The organism is Acinetobacter sp. Z1, from assembly GCF_024296945.1.
Classification (GTDB): Bacteria; Pseudomonadota; Gammaproteobacteria; order Pseudomonadales; family Moraxellaceae; genus Acinetobacter; species Acinetobacter beijerinckii.
Genome location: NZ_CP101115.1, coordinates 2,878,019 through 2,896,504 on the forward strand (window position 1 = coordinate 2,878,019; position 18,486 = coordinate 2,896,504).

At 39.3% G+C, this 18,486-nt stretch carries 14 protein-coding genes; 7 read left to right on the forward strand and 7 right to left on the reverse strand.

Features of this window, described 5'->3' with window-relative positions:
* Nucleotides 1–26 precede the first annotated feature (26 nt).
* Nucleotides 27–1,517: a type II secretion system ATPase GspE gene (gene gspE, locus NGC85_RS13580; RefSeq protein WP_169109183.1), complete on the reverse strand. Its 1,491-nt coding sequence runs from the start codon at nucleotides 1,515–1,517 to the stop codon at nucleotides 27–29.
* Nucleotides 1,518–1,611: 94 nt separating this feature from the next.
* Here gspE and NGC85_RS13585 point away from each other — a divergent pair, with 94 nt between their 5' ends.
* Both NGC85_RS13585 and NGC85_RS13590 read left to right on the forward strand, forming a co-directional pair.
* Nucleotides 1,612–2,433: a hypothetical protein gene (locus NGC85_RS13585; RefSeq protein WP_005059347.1), complete on the forward strand. Its 822-nt coding sequence runs from the start codon at nucleotides 1,612–1,614 to the stop codon at nucleotides 2,431–2,433.
* Between the two features lie 9 nt (nucleotides 2,434–2,442).
* Entirely contained in the window at nucleotides 2,443–3,360 is a 918-nt protein-coding gene (locus tag NGC85_RS13590) for a mechanosensitive ion channel family protein (RefSeq protein WP_254731862.1), read from the forward strand.
* Here the strand turns inward: NGC85_RS13590 and NGC85_RS13595 are convergent, their stop codons facing one another.
* Nucleotides 3,361–6,228 carry a DUF2339 domain-containing protein gene (locus NGC85_RS13595; protein ID WP_254731864.1) on the reverse strand — a complete coding sequence of 956 codons (2,868 nt, stop codon included), beginning with the start codon at nucleotides 6,226–6,228 and terminating at the stop codon, nucleotides 3,361–3,363.
* A gap of 186 nt (nucleotides 6,229–6,414) precedes the next feature.
* Between NGC85_RS13595 and polA the strand changes: the two genes are divergently transcribed.
* Both polA and NGC85_RS13605 read left to right on the forward strand, forming a co-directional pair.
* Nucleotides 6,415–9,180, forward strand: coding sequence for a DNA polymerase I (gene polA / locus NGC85_RS13600; protein WP_254731866.1), 2,766 nt, complete (start codon nucleotides 6,415–6,417; stop codon nucleotides 9,178–9,180).
* A 127-nt stretch (nucleotides 9,181–9,307) separates the two neighbouring features.
* Complete coding sequence (locus tag NGC85_RS13605) at nucleotides 9,308–10,438, forward strand: acyltransferase (protein ID WP_254731868.1); 1,131 nt, start codon at nucleotides 9,308–9,310, stop codon at nucleotides 10,436–10,438.
* 42 nt (nucleotides 10,439–10,480) lie between these two features.
* Here NGC85_RS13605 and NGC85_RS13610 read toward each other — a convergent pair whose 3' ends face one another.
* Genes NGC85_RS13610 through ppx form a run of 5 tightly spaced genes read right to left on the reverse strand, consistent with a single transcriptional unit; the run spans nucleotide 10,481 to nucleotide 15,611 of the window.
* Nucleotides 10,481–11,050, reverse strand: coding sequence for a YggT family protein (locus NGC85_RS13610; protein ID WP_005051707.1), 570 nt, complete (start codon nucleotides 11,048–11,050; stop codon nucleotides 10,481–10,483).
* A 16-nt stretch (nucleotides 11,051–11,066) separates the two neighbouring features.
* A complete protein-coding gene (gene proC / locus NGC85_RS13615; RefSeq protein WP_254731870.1) occupies nucleotides 11,067–11,906 on the reverse strand; it encodes a pyrroline-5-carboxylate reductase in 840 nt (279 codons plus the stop codon).
* Nucleotides 11,907–11,909: 3 nt separating this feature from the next.
* Nucleotides 11,910–13,301 carry a tRNA lysidine(34) synthetase TilS gene (gene tilS, locus NGC85_RS13620; protein WP_302885507.1) on the reverse strand — a complete coding sequence of 464 codons (1,392 nt, stop codon included), beginning with the start codon at nucleotides 13,299–13,301 and terminating at the stop codon, nucleotides 11,910–11,912.
* Nucleotides 13,238–14,062 carry an acetyl-CoA carboxylase carboxyltransferase subunit alpha gene (locus NGC85_RS13625; protein WP_169109178.1) on the reverse strand — a complete coding sequence of 275 codons (825 nt, stop codon included), beginning with the start codon at nucleotides 14,060–14,062 and terminating at the stop codon, nucleotides 13,238–13,240. Before NGC85_RS13625 ends, tilS begins: the two co-directional genes overlap by 64 nt.
* Nucleotides 14,063–14,090: 28 nt before the next feature.
* Complete coding sequence (gene ppx, locus NGC85_RS13630; protein WP_254731872.1) at nucleotides 14,091–15,611, reverse strand: exopolyphosphatase; 1,521 nt, start codon at nucleotides 15,609–15,611, stop codon at nucleotides 14,091–14,093.
* 273 nt (nucleotides 15,612–15,884) lie between these two features.
* On the opposite strand from ppx, the gene trxA reads away from it, so the two are divergent.
* The 3 genes from trxA to NGC85_RS13645 all read left to right on the forward strand — a co-directional run bounded on the left by trxA (nucleotide 15,885) and on the right by NGC85_RS13645 (nucleotide 18,438).
* A complete protein-coding gene (gene trxA / locus NGC85_RS13635) occupies nucleotides 15,885–16,211 on the forward strand; it encodes a thioredoxin (RefSeq protein ID WP_005051689.1) in 327 nt (108 codons plus the stop codon).
* A 328-nt stretch (nucleotides 16,212–16,539) separates the two neighbouring features.
* Nucleotides 16,540–17,808, forward strand: coding sequence for a transcription termination factor Rho (rho, locus tag NGC85_RS13640; RefSeq protein WP_005051687.1), 1,269 nt, complete (start codon nucleotides 16,540–16,542; stop codon nucleotides 17,806–17,808).
* Between the two features lie 387 nt (nucleotides 17,809–18,195).
* Nucleotides 18,196–18,438 carry a hypothetical protein gene (locus NGC85_RS13645; protein ID WP_254731874.1) on the forward strand — a complete coding sequence of 81 codons (243 nt, stop codon included), beginning with the start codon at nucleotides 18,196–18,198 and terminating at the stop codon, nucleotides 18,436–18,438.
* Nucleotides 18,439–18,486 lie beyond the last annotated feature (48 nt).

The window sequence follows — 18,486 nt, forward strand, 5'->3', positions numbered from 1 at the left end:
TGCTTTTTTAGTAACTATTCTAAAACTTACTCTTCTGCCGCTTCATTGGTCACACGTAGAACCTCTTCCAAGGTTGTCTTGCCAGCCAAAACTTTCAATAAACCATCATCACGAATCGATGCAGCATGACGGCGAGCATAATTTTCTAGCTCATATTCAGCGGCATTACCGTGTATTAGTCGGCGCATGGATTCATCAACAGGCACAATTTCATAAATTGCAGTTCGTCCACTAAAGCCAACATGTGAACAACGTTCACAACCATGTGGCTCTGGTAATTCCATATGCTCATCTACTTTTAGATGTTGAAACACTTGTCTCTCAAATGCATCCGCTTTACGCCATGTCACGCAGTGCGGACAAAGTGTGCGAACAAGACGTTGTGCAATAACACCAATCAATGAGCTCGCTAATAAGAATGGCTCAATCCCCATGTCTTTTAATCGCGTCACAGCACCAATTGCAGTATTGGTATGCAAGGTAGAAAGTACCAAGTGACCTGTGAGTGACGCTTGAACTGCAATTTCAGCAGTTTCAAGATCACGGATCTCCCCGACCATAACCACATCAGGATCTTGACGTAACATCGCCTTTAAGGCACGGGCAAAGGTCATATCAACTTTGGTGTTAACCTGCGTCTGCCCAATCCCTTCTAATTGATATTCAATCGGATCTTCAGCTGTCAAAATATTACGCGTATTGTCGTTTAAATCAGAAAGTGCGGCATATAACGTTGTGGTTTTACCCGAACCTGTTGGTCCAGTCACCAAAATAATACCATGCGGACGATGCACCAATTGTGTCAAACGATCATAATCATTTTGCATCAAACCCAAATGAACCATGTTCAGACGTCCAGCTTGCTTATCGAGCAAACGCATCACTACACGCTCACCATGTGATGACGGTAAGGTCGAAACACGGACATCGACTTCACGTCCAGCTAATCGCAATGAAATACGACCATCTTGCGGAACTCGTTTTTCTGCAATATCCAGTTTAGCCATGACTTTAATACGTGATACCAATAATGGTGCTAGCTCACGGCGTGGCTGAACAATTTCTCGAAGTTGACCATCTACACGTAAGCGTACTGAAAGTTTTTTCTCAAAAGCTTCAATATGAATATCTGATGCACTGACACGAATTGCTTCTGACAATAACGCATTGATCAATCTGACGATTGGTGCATCATCTTCTTGGTCCATTAAATCTTCTGCTTCAGGAACTTGATCAGCCAAACTGAGTAGGTCTGGATGATCCTCCAATCCCGCTGCGACCTGTTGCGATTCACCGGTATCGCCTGCATAGCTAGAACTTAATAAAGCATGGAATTCTTGATCAGTACAAAGTTGATCATGCGCTGATTTCCCCAAAACTCGACGAGCTTCCTGCAATGCTATACGTGCAGTGTCCTTTTTACGCACGATAAAAACTTGATCGCCTTCATAACGTAATAAAACGCCATGTCGTTTAGCAAAACTATAAGGAATTTGTATTTGTTTAAGTATTTGCATCACAATTTATAATGATGAAAGAGATGGTTGAGTGTACTCTAAGGAGATTACAGCGTGAAGTCTGTTTAGCATACTCACAAAGGAATTTTGCAACTTGACTCAAAATAATCAATATCAAGCTCCCCATTCCAATACTTTAAAATGGTGGGGTGAGCAACAATTTGAACTTCAGCAAGCCAAAGCTTGGCAATTCGGTTCATTGTTATTCCGTCTTACGCGTGGAATAAAAGAGTGGCGCTTAGAATACCATCGCCCTCAATCTCAGCATGACTACGAACAACAATGGAAAATCTTAACTGATACCGAATTTGCTATGCCACATCCAGCAAAAATTGAACGCTATATGTTTCACAAAACCAATAGTAGTTTTCATTTGATGCCACGCTTGTCTGATCGCTCTGTGGTAATTAAACCTGTTGATCCTATTTACATTCCTGCTGGGCAACGTGGAACCTTGTATATCAGCACCCCGTTATGGATTGCTGGCTTAGTCAATGGGCTTTCAGAGCCATTATTCGACATACCTGTCATTCAACCCAAAGATACGTGGTTTGGTAAAAATCCGCAGCAGGGCGAAATTTGCTATGCAACCTCTGTGGATGGTCGAACGGATTTAAACCTACTCAAACCTCGTGCATTCCGTGCGGTTACACCTATTGAGTTCCATAATACCAGTCAACATCAATTACGTTTTGATCGTATGAACGTCCCTGTTCCTGCACTGCCATTATTTTATAGTGAAAGTACAGGACGTTTATGGACGTCACAAATCAAGGTCTATTACGAAGGTTCTGAACATCCTGCGCGTATTCGGATTGAAAATAAAACCCCGACCCAAGCAGGTGAAGTGACTTATGTACACCCGCCTCGCGCTCCAGGCAGTAACTTATTTAATATGTTTGATTCGTTTTTTTAAGAGGATGCCATGTCCGATACCAATATCCCAAAAGATGTCGCATCCAGCATCACCAGCTTATATACCAATATTAATTTTGAACGACTGAGTGAAATTCTCGTCGCCATTATTTTAGCTTTTATTGGCTTTGTAATTGCTCGAATTGTTTCAAATGCGTTTATTCGCACCATTGGTAGTCGTTTTAATGCTCATCAACGATTACTGTGGCGTAGAGGAATTTTCTACTTTATTTTCTTACTCTTCATTATGACGAGTTTAAGAGAAGCAGGATTTAAACTCAGCGTGTTCTTAGGTGCAGCAGGGATTTTAACGGTCGCGCTCGGTTTCGCATCGCAAACCTCTGCAACAAACCTGATTAGTGGATTATTTTTAATTGGCGAAGGTTCATTTGAAGTTGGCGATACCATTCAGATCACCTTAATTCGTGGGCAAACCATTGAAGGTGAAGTGATTTCGATTGATTTACTCTCTGTTAAACTATTAACACTCGATAATGTCTATATCCGTTTGCCAAACGAACAACTGATTCGAACGCCCGTGATGAACTTATCAAAGTTTCCGATACGGCGTATTCCAATCACGTTAGCGATTAATTTCCATGAAGATATTATCAAAGTAAGACAAGTGCTTTTAGACGTCGCATCAAAGTATCCATTGGTCATGGATGATCCAAAACCAACTGTCACAGTCACCGCCTTTAGAGAATCGTCGATTGAACTTCTATTTGCTGTATGGTGTCGTCAAGAAAATGCGTTAAAAGTACGTGATGAAATGCAAGAACGTGTTCGAAATGGTTTCTTAGAAAATGAAATTGAAATTCCTGTACCGAAAATGGGCTTAATTGATCGCCCCATCCCTTTAGAAGATGATGAGGTCGATCAATATGCCCATCAAAAAGAGCTCAAAAAAGAAGCCAAAGAAAAATAATTACGATTCTTCGGAATGTTGATCAATCGATGGTGGTAATGGTGCAAGATAGGCGATCACAAGCATGATTGCACCTGATCCAATAAATGAAATGACACGAGTTAATGTACCACTTTGCGATAAATCTAATAACAAAAGCTTAGCGACAACGATCCCCAATAATGCAGCACCCACAAACCAGACTTGTCGAATGTGACGGCGACTTGAAAAGGTCATCAAAACAAAGGCTAAAACCACCCACAGCAGCGTTAAACTGAGTTGCACATCACCATTAGACCAAATTTCTACGCTCCACAACGGCGTATCAAAATAATGATGCATAGCACGTACAACAATACTACTCAGCACCAACAAACCAGTTAAAATAGTGACAATCTTTAAGCCTGTTCTAAACTCTGCTTGAATCATCATTTGATGTTGATAAATCGTCCAAGACATTGCTATCAACATGAACAAAGAAGTGGCATCAGTATAGTTTAAAATTGGCATAAGATAATAATGCTCAGCAGAATAGTAATCTAAGCTGATCATTATTAGCCAAATCAGATTTAAACTGATCACAGGTGTTTGTAATAAGATTTCAGAATCTTTTCGCATAAAAGCAATATGATAACCAATCGGTAATATTGCCAAACCGACCAATGGTAAGATTGGAAAAATTGCCAAGCCTATGCTGGCTGAGCTTAACCACAATATAGTTGACCATAGACTCAGATGTTTTTTGTAATCCCCGATATTGGTTAAAATAAATACCAACCCTAATGCAGCAACCATAAAACAACTTTGTTGTAAGATACTTTGCCACTGGTGCTGAGTATAAATTTCAATCGCAAAACTTTCTGCATAAACTAAAAACAGCAAACCTGATATTAAAATGAGTTGTAAGCTCGCCCACTGCAATCGTGATTTAAAATGAACGGCTAAACTAAACAATCCAAGTAATACTACCGCTATTGCTATGTATGGACTTAATCCATGCTGCTGCCATTGCATGTACTCAACACCAGCAATCGCCCCCGCAAACATACCTAAAACAAGGAAAATTCCACTGAGCATTCGTGCACTGAAATATTTTTCCACTTCTTGATAGTGCAATAAATAGAAAGCTGAAATAAATTGTGCTAACGCAAAAATAACCGTGCTCAATATCGGGAAATGATCATTTGACCAAACTTGAAAAAGCAGCGCGATAGAACTAAGTAAAACTAAAGCTACACCAATATAGCGACTCAAACGATAACGCTCAGTCACGCCCCACACAATCAATGCCGTTCCTTGAATCACCCACCCCACTGATGTCCAATGTGCGCCTTTCGCCAATGGAAAAATCAATGCTGTAAATACCATGGCAAGGATAAAAAAGCTTTTCGCTAAAATAGAAAGTTGTCGATGTTGTCGTTTAATCCATATATTTAATGAGATATAAACAATTGCCAATCCAACTGCACCAAGTGTCAATGCTAGAGTCGAATTATGCATGAGGTAAGCATGTAGAGAAAAACCTAACACAGGTACGCTAAAAATAAGCCCAACATCTAAGATCGGCTCTAAGCGTTTAGATTCGCTCCTGATTTCAGAATCAACACGAGCATCCTGATTTTGAGCCCTAAGCATTAATTGGCTATAGCGGATACTGAGCCAAATAAATAAAGCGATATGTAGCCACAGAATCAAATCTAAAGTATTGAATTGCTGAGTTTCTGCATAGATTGCAATCGTTGCGCCACCAATAAACATAGTGGCAAAAAAAGCAATTTGGTGAAGAATTTTCCAAGGCTGAATAAAATTAACCGCCACTACAGCTAAATTAATCACAAAATAATAGCCAAATAAGAAAATCACATCAGGATGTGTATGAGGAATCACTAAAGGAGCGAGATAAGCCATTGTTAAAGCTAAAATAGCTAAATACAAAGCTTGTTGTTTCAAGCTCAGATAAACAGTCGCCAATAATAAAATCACAAATAGAATACTGGCTGTGGTTAAACTTGCAATGACTTCAAAATGATGTGAGAAAATCAGAGTTAAGAATACAATCGCTAAGCCTACACCTTGTAATGCTACTGCAAATAATCGATTTTTCTTTTGCAGCAAATAACCAGCAACAGTGGTCACGATACCTGCACTTGCGATAAAACTGAGCTTAACACCTAAACTCAACTGCCAATGTTCGCTTGCAAAACGTAATAGTAAAATCACACCAACCATCAAAACAGCGACAGCAACACGTAAAATTGGATTACCATGTATCATCCAATCGATTGCAGGCTGCCACCAAGCGGGTTGTTTAACGGGTTGATGAACTTGATATTCAGAATTATTTTCAGTTTGTTGATTTTGAATTGGCTGCTGAGGATTCGCTTGCATCCATGCAGGATGCTGATTAATGCGAGAAGAAGGCATTTCTACTCGCTCAGCTAAATCTGTATGCGTTTGAATAGTTAGAGGATCTGTCACTGGTTGGGTAGAAATATTTTCAGGTCTTAAAACTGCGTATTGTTCTAAATGTAATAGCCGAGTTTGAAATACGCTCATGGTTTGAATCAAACACAACATCAACACCAGTAATGCACCACCAGCCAACCACATCCAAGTATTTGCATAGGCAAAAAGTGCAATCAACGCTGAACTGTAAATTAAAAGTTTCTGTGTTCCAATCCCTGTAGATTGAGCAAAATAACTTGGCGCAGCTTGTTCAAGCAGCCTCAAACGCTGATGAATTTCAGAGAGTGTGTGTACAATAACAACAGTTAGTCCTATCACAGCTGCAATCACGGTTGCATGCCAATTAAAAGCAACTGAAGTCGCAAGCAACATGGTCAAAGCAATGAGGACAATAACAATTCCCTGTTTGTCTTTTTTATACATAGACTTAGATCAATTATGACAAGATTATTTAAACTATCTTACTTGATCACGCGATAAGCAGCTATTTTTACATACAAAATTCTGCAATTTAAAACGACATAGATCGTCATCACTTTTTATTGCAACAGGGACAGACCATGCTTTTTCACGTAAAATGGCAGCTAATTTATAATTAGGATGTGTGCAATGCCACCTTTCGTCTTGGTTGATGGGTCTTACTTTTTATTCCGTGCTTTTCACGCCTTACCACCATTAACCACATCTACTGGTCTACACACTAACGCAATTCGTGGTGCAATTTCAGCAATTCAGAAATTGATGCGTCGTACTCAACCGACCCATATGGCGGTGATTTTCGACACGCCCGAGCCAACCTTTCGACATAAATTATCGCCAATTTATAAAGGCGATCGTCCAAGTATGCCTGAAGAGTTGTCACAACAAATTCCTTATTTACATGCACTTATCAGAGCACAAGGCATTCCTTTATATAGCCTCCCCGGTGCTGAAGCAGATGATATTATTGGTACATTAACCAAACGGGCACTTGCTGAAGGTCATCATGTTCTTATCTCTACAGGCGATAAAGACATGGCACAATTAGTAAATGAAAACGTCAAGCTTGAAGATAGTTTTAAAGAACGTGTTTTGGATGAAGCCGGTGTTTTTGAAAAATTTGGCGTACATCCACATCAAATCATTGATTATCTTACTCTGATGGGTGATGCATCTGACGGCATCATGGGTGTTCCAGGTGTTGGAGCGAAAACTGCGGCTAAACTTCTTAATGAATATGGTTCATTAAATAATATCATCGCTAATGCAGATCAGCTTAAAGGCAAAATTAGCCAAAATATTAAAGATAATTTAGAGAATATAAAAATTGATCACCAACTTGCGAGTATTGTCTGCGATTTAGATTTAGCCTTAGATTGGCATGACCTTAAACTATCGAATCCAAATATTGATCATCTCCGTGATCTTTATACTGAACTAGAATTTCGTAATCAATTACAATCTTTAGATCATCCCAACAACCCGAATACATCGGCTTATCAACAAACATCTCAAAGTATTGTTAAAGCTGAGCAAAAGACTGAACAAGTCACCACCGAAGATCATGCCAATCTATCGAGTCAAGATGATCAGTTAGGTGAAGCGACATATCATACTGTATTAGAACAAGCCGATTGGGATCAATTGTTGCAACGCATGCAGCAAGCTGATCACTTCGCAATTGATACGGAAACAACCAACTTAGATTATCGTATTGCAGAGTTAGTTGGCTTTTCCGTTGCCTTCGATGCTAAAGACGCTTACTACGTACCTGTCGCTCATGATTACGAAGGTGCACCTCAACAGCTCAATCGTGAGCAAATCTTAGCGCAAATCAAACCAATTCTTGAAAATGAACAAGTGAAGAAAATTGGGCATCACCTAAAATATGATGCCCATATCTTTGCCAATCATGGTATTAGCATTCAAGGTTGGTATTTCGACACTATGCTTGCCTCGTATGTGTTTAACGCTGCGGCAACAAGACATGGTATGGATGATGTAGCTCGAGTTTATCTCAGTCATTTGACCACAACTTTTGAGCAAATTGCGGGGAAAGGTGCAAAGCAAAAAAGCTTTAATCAAATTGAACTTGAAGTTGCAGCACATTATGCAGCCGAAGATGCGCATGTAACTTATCGTTTATATGAAGTCTTAGCAGCAAAACTGAAAAGCTCACCTGAGTTAGTTCATATTCTGCATAACATCGAAATGCCTGTGGCTCGTGTGCTTACAGGTATGGAAGAAGATGGTATTAAACTTGACCATGCTTTTCTTGATCAACTAAGTGTTGAATTTTCTGAAACGATGCAAACCTTGGAAAACCAAGCCACTGAACTGGCTGGTGAAGCATTCAATATCGCTTCTCCAAAGCAAGTCGGTGAGGTTCTATTCGATCGTCTAGCGCTTAAAGGCGGTAAAAAAACTGCAACAGGTCAATACAGCACCAGTGAAAGTATTTTAGAGAAAATTGAACATCCTTTAGCAGAAGTGATTTTAGAACATCGTGGCTTAGCAAAACTAAAAAATACCTATACTGATCGTTTGGTTGAGCAGTCACATGATTCAACACATCGTGTTCATACCAGTTATCACCAAGCATTAACAGCAACAGGTCGTTTATCTTCTACCGACCCTAATTTACAAAATATTCCGATTCGTACTCCAATTGGTCGTCAAATTCGTAGAGCTTTTATTGCTCCCGAAGGTCGGGTACTTCTCGCAGCCGATTATTCACAAATTGAATTACGTTTGATGGCGCATTTCTCTCAAGATGATGCCTTAGTGCATGCATTCCAACAAGGTCAAGATGTACATCGTCGTACCGCCTCGGAAGTATTAGGAATTGCGATTGAAGATGTGACCAATGATCAACGTCGTCAAGCGAAAGCCGTGAATTTCGGACTACTCTATGGTATGTCAGAATTCGGTTTGACTCGTCAACTTGGTTTCAGTCGTGAAGAATCACGTAGCTATATTGCTCGTTATTTCCAACGTTATCCAGGTGTCCTCGACTATATGGAACGCACACGCCAAATTGCACGTGAGCAAGGTTTTGTAGAAACCATACTCGGTCGACGTTTATATACGCCGGATATTTTAGCAAGCAATAAAATGATCAAACAGGCAGCTGAACGTGCTGCAATCAATGCACCTTTACAAGGCAGCGCAGCAGATATCATTAAACTGGCGATGATTGCAGTCGATAAAGTTTTACCTAAAGACCAAGCAAAATTATTACTTCAAGTACACGATGAATTGGTATTTGAAGCTGATGCTGCAATCGCAAATGAACTTTCAAAACAAATTGCTGAAGTGATGCAATCTGTTTTAGAAATCTCAGTGCCATTTGTAGTTGAAGTTGGTCAGGGGCAAAACTGGGATGCTGCTCATTAAGCCATAATAATCATATTAACCAAGAATGTTTCTTGCAGACAGGGGCTAAATGCTCCTGCGCTACAAGAACACTGAAAATAAAGAATAGCTTATAAAAATTAATTCGCATAGGAGAAAGGAATGCAATATGTCCTTTAATCAACCTCAATTCAACCGCCACTATTCCATCGACAGCTTACGTTTCATTTCAATTATTTTGGTTCTACTGCATCACTTCAACATTCCATACAAGCTATTTGATACCTCAATTAATTTCCAAATTTTTGGTGAAAACATCACTACCCTTTTAGCTCGAAATGGTAACTATGGTGTCACCATGTTTTTTGTAATTTCAGGTTACTTAATCACTTCGCACACCCTCAAGCGTTACGGAACGTTGAATCAAATCAATAGTCGAGATTTTTATATTTCAAGATTTGCTCGGATTATGCCGACGATGATTTTATTGATCTGTCTGGTTAATGTCTTAGGTGCATTTGAACTTAAACCTTTTATGACTCAAGCACCAAATGACATCGTCGTGTCTCAATCAACGGTAAACTTAGCAGCACTGACATTTTGGATGAATATCCTGATTATTGAAAATGGCTGGGTTAATTATGTACTTGGCGTATTATGGTCTTTATCTGTAGAAGAAGTGTTTTATCTACTTTTTCCACTCATAGCATTATTATTTAGGAAAAAATCATTTTTTATCATTGTTTGTTGTGCGCTGATTCTATTTGCGCCCTATTTCAGATATTTGCATTACGGCGCAGAAAATGGTGCGTATTTATATCATTATTTTTCAAGCTTTGATGGAATTGCCTTCGGCTGTATTGCAGCACTGATTGCACCGAAACTCCAATTTAAACCACAAACATGGTTATGGCTCAAATCCATTGCAATTGTTCTCATGCTGATCATTTATTTTTCAGCATCTATCAAAGAAAATGCGATTTGGGGAATTAGCTTTTTTGCACTGTCGACGGCAATCGTTATTTTCGCGAATGTAGCAAATGAAAAGAAAACTGATCAAATACAACGCTTCAGACTACTCCATAACATCGGCAGAAATAGTTATGAAATTTACTTATTCCATCTGATTATTTTAGGTTTCTTCAAGCTGTTTTATACGCCTGCCTTAACCGAGGGCAACATTAAACTTTTATTATTGTTGGTCTATCTTATTCTTGCGATTGGACTGGGTGCTTTGATTGCCAGATTTTTTTCTAATCCACTGAACAGTGCCATACGGCAAAAATGGATTAAGAAATAAAAAAATGGGCGAAAGCCCATTTTTTTATTTCACTGAATGATTCTAAAGACCCATTAACAGTGCCTTAGCTGCTTCGTTCATTAAGATTTCAGCAATGTATAATGTTAAGAATGCTAAAATTGGAGAAAGATCGATCATTCCCATATTTGGCAATAAACGACGGAAAGGGGCCAATAATGGTTCAGCAAGCTCTTGAATAACCTCAATATAAGGTGAACGTGTTTGTGTAAACATCACCACCCAACTTAAAATAATCGTAGCAAATATTAAATATCGACAAAAACGAATCAAGTCCTGAATCATTGTCACAAATGTTGTAACCACAAGATAGATGGCGCTATGCGGCATTTGCCCCGATAAATACATTAACCCAAAAATTTTGAGTAAATACAGTACGATCAATAAGGCAATCGCGGCTAAATTAACACGACCACTAGCTACTGTTGGCAAAGTTCGACTCAGAACATCAACAATCTTAGTGGCTTTCACCGTAGAAAGCACAACTGGATTGTATGGGCTCACTGCCGCCAATTGCATTAGAAAACGGAAAAAGACCAATAAAATCGCAACATTGATCAAAACACCAAAAATTAGCGCAGAACTTGCACCCATAATTGTCTTATCCTACTTAAACCGATTTAGTCTTGTCACTCAACTCTTGTGCGAGCTCTTGGCTACGCTTCTGAGCTGCTGCAAGCGCTGCCTGAATATTTTGTGAAACTTGTGCACGATCAAACACTTCTAAAGCTGCTTGTGTTGTGCCATTTGGAGATGTCACGTTTTTACGTAATTCTGACGGAGAATTTGAACTGGTAATTGCCATTTGCGCTGCACCTAACGCTGTTTGAAGCGTCAATGCTGTGGCAACTTTTTCATCTAAACCTAGATTTTTACCTGCACGAATCATACTTTCCATCAAATAGAAAAAGTAAGCAGGACCAGAACCAGATACGGCTGTTACTGCATCAATCTGAGCTTCATTATCCACCCAAATCGTCAAACCTGTAGCAGCAAGAATTTGACTGGTCAATTCACGGTCCTTAGCATCTACTGCTTCAGAAGCATAAATACCATGTGCACCCGTTTGTACTAATGCTGGTGTATTTGGCATCACACGTACAATACGTTGGCTGCCACCAATCAGATCTGAAATAGTTTGAATTTCAGCACCCGCAATGATTGAAATCACGAGTTTATCCGACAATAAACCATTTAATGGTTGTAATACGGTTGCTAACACTTGAGGTTTTACAGCTAAGACCACTACATCTGCATTTTTAATTGCATCAACATTATCTGTTGTCGTCTCAATTCCTTTTTCTTCTAAGATGTGACGAATTTGTTCTACAGGATCAGAAACCGTAATACGTGTTGTTGGCAAACCACGAGAAAGTAGTCCGCCAATCAAGGCTTGCGCCATATTACCACCACCAATAAAACAAATATTTTGATTCAATGTTGTCGCCATGTCCTACTCATCATCATAAAAAGACTGCTGAAAAACGTCATTGCAGTCAGAAATTAAACTTGGTTGCCAACCATCCTGCTCCAGATACTCAGATTGCGCCAACCAAAAACCCTTAGGGCTAAAAACCCCAAGCATAACATTATCCACGACTAATATTTGAATTGTATGACGTAACCAAGGCAAAATCTGTGCGTCTTGAATGGCTTTTTTTAAAGGCCAATGTCCAACACGACCATAAAGATGAATTTTTTCACCACCCTCTCTCTTTATTAAGCTCAACTGCTTTCCTAATAATTGCGTTGAAAGACCTACTTTTTGTGATTCAAGTTTAAATTTTCCAGCAGCGACTTGAATCGTTTGCCCCAACACATGGCATTCTAGTTGCGAATTTGAAAGCGGTGATATCTTTTCCGCATACAATTCATTATGCGTTAAACGATATAGTTTTTTCTGGTATCGAACATAGTAATGTTGGTGAATATGTAACGTCGCTTGGGCATCTGGTTTTGCCAAAATTACTTCATTTTTTATACGTTGCACCATATCGTAACTTGGCCGATATTGATCTTCACCTTTGATCCAAACTGATAATAACTGACGTTGCCGCGCATTTGAAAGCTCAGACAGTTCGATTAAGTCGAGTCGATTGGAGCTTACGCATTTCTGATAATCAGACTTTAATACATCATCCAAAATCTCTGCTGCATCTTGCATTAAATAACTGCTTCGTGCTATCGCCAATTGCATTTTAGGAAAGCGCTGTTCTAAAACGCCCCACAACATTTCCCGACACCATGCCCGATCATAATGAGTATCTGAATTGGTTGGATCAGTAACATATTCAAATCCAATTTGCTGTGACCATTGTTGAATTTGTTGACGACTTAAATCTAAGAAAGGACGCCAGATTGTGAGATCTTGACGAATATCCATTGGTCGCATTGCTGCAAGACCATGAATGCCCGCACCAGAAAATAGTCGAAGTAATAATGTTTCAGCTTGATCTTGTTGATGATGTGCAAGAACGAGAATGTCATTCACATTCAAATGTTGTTGAAATGCTTGATAACGAGCATTACGTGCTTGTTGTTCTAAATTACCCGTATCAACAGAAACTTTTTGCAGAATAAAAGGAATATTCAGATCTTCAGCATGTTTTTGGACAAGTGTTCCCCACGCATCGCTTACTTTTTGAAGCTGATGATCAATATAAATTGCACGAGTACGATGTGGGAAAATTTCAGACATTAGATACAGCAACAGCATGGAATCCATGCCGCCGCTACACCCAATTAAAAATCGAGTTTGTTCAGGAAAGTGCTGTGTTTGTGCTAAGACGCGATGCCTAAATTGCTGCTGCCAAACTTCATTAAACGTTGATAACGTGCATCGCATCGCTCTTGAGCATCCATCGGTTGCAATTCATTTAAGGCTTGTTTTAACACATCTTTCAAATCATGCATGACTTTTTCAGGCTGTAAATGTGCGCCTTCGCCCTCATCCACAACATATTCAACAATACCTAATGTTTGAAGTTTGTCCGCAGTTAAAGAAAGAGCTTCACTTGCTTGTGCCGCTTTATCCGCAGTCTTCCACAAAATAGAAGCACAACCTTCAGGTGAAATCACTGAATAAATACTATGTGATAGCATGATTACACGATCGGCTACACCAATACCCAGTGCACCACCAGAACCACCTTCGCCAAGAATTGTCGCAATAACAGGAACTTTTAAACTGGAAAGCTGAGCTAAACTGGTTGCGATGGCTTCCGCTTGTCCACGTTCTTCAGCACCAACACCAGGATAAGCACCCATGGTATCGACAAAAGTAAAGACTGGTAAATTAAAACGCTCAGCCATATCAAGTAAACGTTGTGATTTACGATATCCTTCTGGATTACACATCCCGAAGTTATGCTGAAGTTTTTCACGTGTGCTACGACCACGATGTTGACCAACAACCATTACAGGTTGTCCATCAAATCGAGCAAGACCACCAATCATCGCACCGTCATCACCAAATAATCGATCACCATGTAGTGCATCAAATTCAGTAAAAATTTCACTCACATAATCTAGAAATTGCGGACGTTCAGGGTGTCGCGCAATTTGAACCGTAGCCCAAGCCTTGGACTGAGTCGCTTTATTTTTCATAAGTCAAGAATGATCCATAATAATATGGTTAATCAACAAATTGGTCTGACTGAATATTTAACTCAATGTCCCAGTGCTTAAATTGCAATTGTTCATCATGCAAGTCAGCTACCAATAAAGGCCATTGTTTAGCATCGCCAGAAACGCTGAGTTGCCATTGTTGATCATTTACAACACTCAGTTCAATGGCAGGAAGCATCTGATCGCTACGACTATGGTTCAGCAAAACAGCAAGACGTAATAACAAACAAAGGTAAAGTAAATGACTCCCACCTACCTTTAATACGTCATTTTTTGCATCTACACGTAACTTCCGACGATGATGTGAAACTAAGTGCGAAAGATGATTTTGATCGATTTGCGAGAAACCAGGAATATCTGAATGTTGTAACAAATATGCACCATGACGATGATAACCACCATGGCTTATTGCTAATCCAATTTCATGCAAATATGCTGAACGACGCAGTAAGTCACTGTCTTCAGTCGTTAAATTCAAGGCATCTGCCACGGCATCAAACAAATGTTGTGCTGTGTTTACCACACGTTCTGCTTGCTTAGGGTCAGCATTATAACGCCCCATTAGTGCTTGCACACTGCGGTCACGAATATCTTCATGCTTGAATCGACCCAGTAAGTCATACATGACGCCTTCGCGTAAAGCACCGTCAGAATATGCCAACTTATCAATATCTAAAACTTCAAAAATAGCATATAAAATTGCTAGACCTGCTGGCAAAACTGCTCGGCGATCTTCACGTAGACCTTCAAAATCAATTTCTGAAATATGTTTAAACTTGAGTAAACGATCTTTTAACTTATATAAACCATCACGGGTCAGATTTTCTTGCTCATCACTTAAACCTAGATTAACCGCGATCTGACGGCAGGCTTTAATCGTTCCGCTCGAACCAACAACCGTGTCCCACCCTTCTGCTCTATAGGTATTCGCGATAGAAGACATCTCTTTACGAGCAGCCACAACCGCCTTATCAAATGCCTTGGTTGTGATTTCACCATCAGAAAAATAAGCTTTACTGTATGCAACACAACCCATTTGTAAGGATTCGGTATGCAGCGGTTCAAATTCTTCACCGATAATAAACTCAGTTGACCCCCCGCCAATATCCACAACGAGGCGTCGACCACCATTAGCCATGGTATGAGAAACACCTAAATAAATCAGACGAGCTTCTTCACGACCAGCAATAATTTCAATGGGTTTGGGTAATATTTCTGCGGCCTTTTGAATAAATTCATGACCATTTTTTGCTTGTCTTAAAGCATTTGTCGCAACTATTCTTAAACGATTGGGTTGTACTGAGCTTAACCGCCCAACGAATCGGGCTAAACAAGCCAGTCCACGTTGCTGTGCTGCTTCGGTTAAATTCTTATTTTCATCAAGCCCAGCTGCTAACTGCACTTTTTCTGACATAGAAGCAACTTTCTTCACTTCGCCGTGATCGACACGAGCAATTGCAAGATGGAAACTATTCGATCCCATATCAATCGCAGCAAGTAATTCTTCATCAATCAGAAAATCAGACATTCTTCACATAAACCCATGCTCAATTCACGCATTAGAGTAATTCACATGCTTACAATTTTAAAGTCATTTTACGCAATAAAAGTGGCGTATTTTCGCTTTTATTCAATAAATGATTGTATAAGTCGATGATCAACATCGTGAGCATCCATTAGACTTTTCACTTTCAAACTTGAATAATCAGAACAAACCCTTACATTGAGTAGAGTAGCACTGTAATATTCATCATGAAGATGATCATATTCGCACTTTATTTCTTAAATTTGGAGCAACCTCATGTCTGCGACTATTGTTAATACAACTGATGAAAACTTCCAAGCAGATGTTTTAGATGCTGGAACTCCTGTACTTGTAGACTTTTGGGCTGGCTGGTGTGCGCCTTGTAAAGCCATTGCACCTGTACTTGAAGATCTTTCAAATGAATATGCAGGAAAGGTAAAAATCGTTAAAGTTGACGTAACTGCATGTGAAGAAACTGCTGTTAAATACAACATTCGTAATATTCCAGCTTTATTAATGTTTAAAGATGGCGAAGTTGTTGCGCAACAAGTTGGCGCAGCACCTCGTTCAAAACTTGCAGCATTTATTGACCAAAATATCTAATATGATAATTTGACTGTCAAAATAGAAATACGTTATGAAATAAATAGCGTATTTCTTGTTAAAAATTGACAATTCAGAAGATTTCAACTATATTTCTTAGTCAAGAAGCTTTGAATGGAATCTACTTCATTGCGCTTCTTACAAGACACAAAACATAAGATCGCCGCTCGGCAATAACAATTGTTTTACATTTCTCTCTGAAACAATGAACCAGACTACTGAATCGTGATTGTACGAATACAATTACATCAGCATGTATGTATGCGGTCGATTTTTTTATCATTTCCCTAACGTAGTCCTCCACTTATTCCATTCTGTCTGACCAATTATGAACTTAACTGAACTCAAGAAAAAACCCATTGGCGAACTCATTAAAATTGCGGAGTTTATGGGCCTTGAAGGCATGGCACGTAACCGTAAACAAGATATTATTTTTGCCATTTTAAAACGCCATGCGATGAATGGTGAAGAAATTTTTGGTGATGGTGTTCTCGAAATTCTTTCAGATGGTTTTGGCTTCCTACGCTCTGCTGCTGGTTCATATTTAGCAGGACCAGATGACATCTATGTTAGCCCATCCCAAATTCGTCGTTTTAACTTACGTACTGGTGATACCATTACAGGTACGATTCGTCCACCTAAAGAAGGCGAGCGTTATTTTGCCTTATTAAAAGTTAATCAAATTAATTACGATACGCCTGAAAACTCACGTAATAAAATTTTATTTGAAAACTTGACACCTTTATTTCCAACCGAACAGTTGGTAATGGAGCTAGGTAACGGCACAACCGAAGATTTAACCTCTCGTGTTGTCGATTTGGTTGCACCTATTGGTAAAGGTCAACGTTCGATTATTGTTGCACCGCCAAAAGCGGGTAAAACAATGTTATTACAGAACATTGCGCAATCTATCGTCCGCAACAATCCTGAAGTATTCTTGATTGTTCTTCTTATTGACGAACGTCCTGAAGAAGTTACTGAAATGGAGCGTACTGTTCGTGGTGAAGTGATTGCATCAACTTTCGATGAAGCACCTGCCCGCCACGTTCAAGTTGCTGAAATGGTAATTGAAAAAGCAAAACGTTTAGTTGAACACAAGAAAGATGTTGTCATTCTTCTTGACTCGATTACTCGCCTTGCACGTGCTTATAACACTGTCATTCCGTCATCAGGTAAAGTACTCACTGGTGGTGTGGATGCACATGCTTTAGAGCGTCCAAAACGTTTCTTTGGTGCTGCGCGTAATATTGAAGAAGGTGGCTCTCTCACGATTATCTCTACTGCATTGATTGAAACTGGCAGTAAGATGGATGATGTAATTTACGAAGAGTTTAAAGGTACAGGTAACCAAGAGATCACACTTGATCGTCGTATTGCTGAGAAACGTGTATTCCCAGCAATGAATATTAAGAAATCTGGTACTCGTCGTGAAGAGCGTCTGATGGATGAAGATAACCTACGTAAAGTTTGGATTTTACGTAAACTATTACATCCAATGGATGAGCTTGCCGCAATGGAATTCTTATTAGACCGTATGAAAGAAACCAAAACAAATGATGATTTCTTTGATCAGATGAAGCGTAAAGCGACAACATAATTTCTATATAAATAAGCCACCTTATGGTGGCTTTTCTTTTTTCGTTGACATACTTACAGAATATTTACATAATAATTTAAAATCACCATAAAACAATAAGACCATGTTTTATATAAATTTAATTTTATAAAAGCACCAAAATCTTCTAGGAATCCGATTCAAAAATTCATTTTCATAGTTATTTTCTATCAAAAAATAGCCAATTTTTGTCAATTTTTGTCGTTTTGTTGGACAGGACTATAGTAATTCACAATTTGCTTTGATACGATAGCGTTAGACCAGTTAGGCTGCTCCCTGCGTTGTTACCTAAGCGTTTAGGAATATTAAAAGCACAAACAGACTAACTTCCGGTTTTTTTTAATCTCACAATTTTATGAGAGTGATGCCATGTTATTCAAGAAATTCGCTGTTGCTGCTGCTATTGCTACTACTTTAGCTTTCGTTGGTTGCTCTAAGAAAGAAGAAGCTCCTGCTGCTGATGCTAACGCTGCTGCTTCTGAAGCTGTAGCTGCTGCTTCTGAAGCTACTGAAGCTGTTGAAGCTGCTGCTTCTGATGTTGCTGCTGCTGCTTCTGATGTTGCTGCTGCTGCTTCTGATGTTGCTGCTTCTGAAGCTTCTGCTGCACAATAATCTAATTTTAGATTATAGAAAAGAGGACTTATAGTCCTCTTTTTTAAT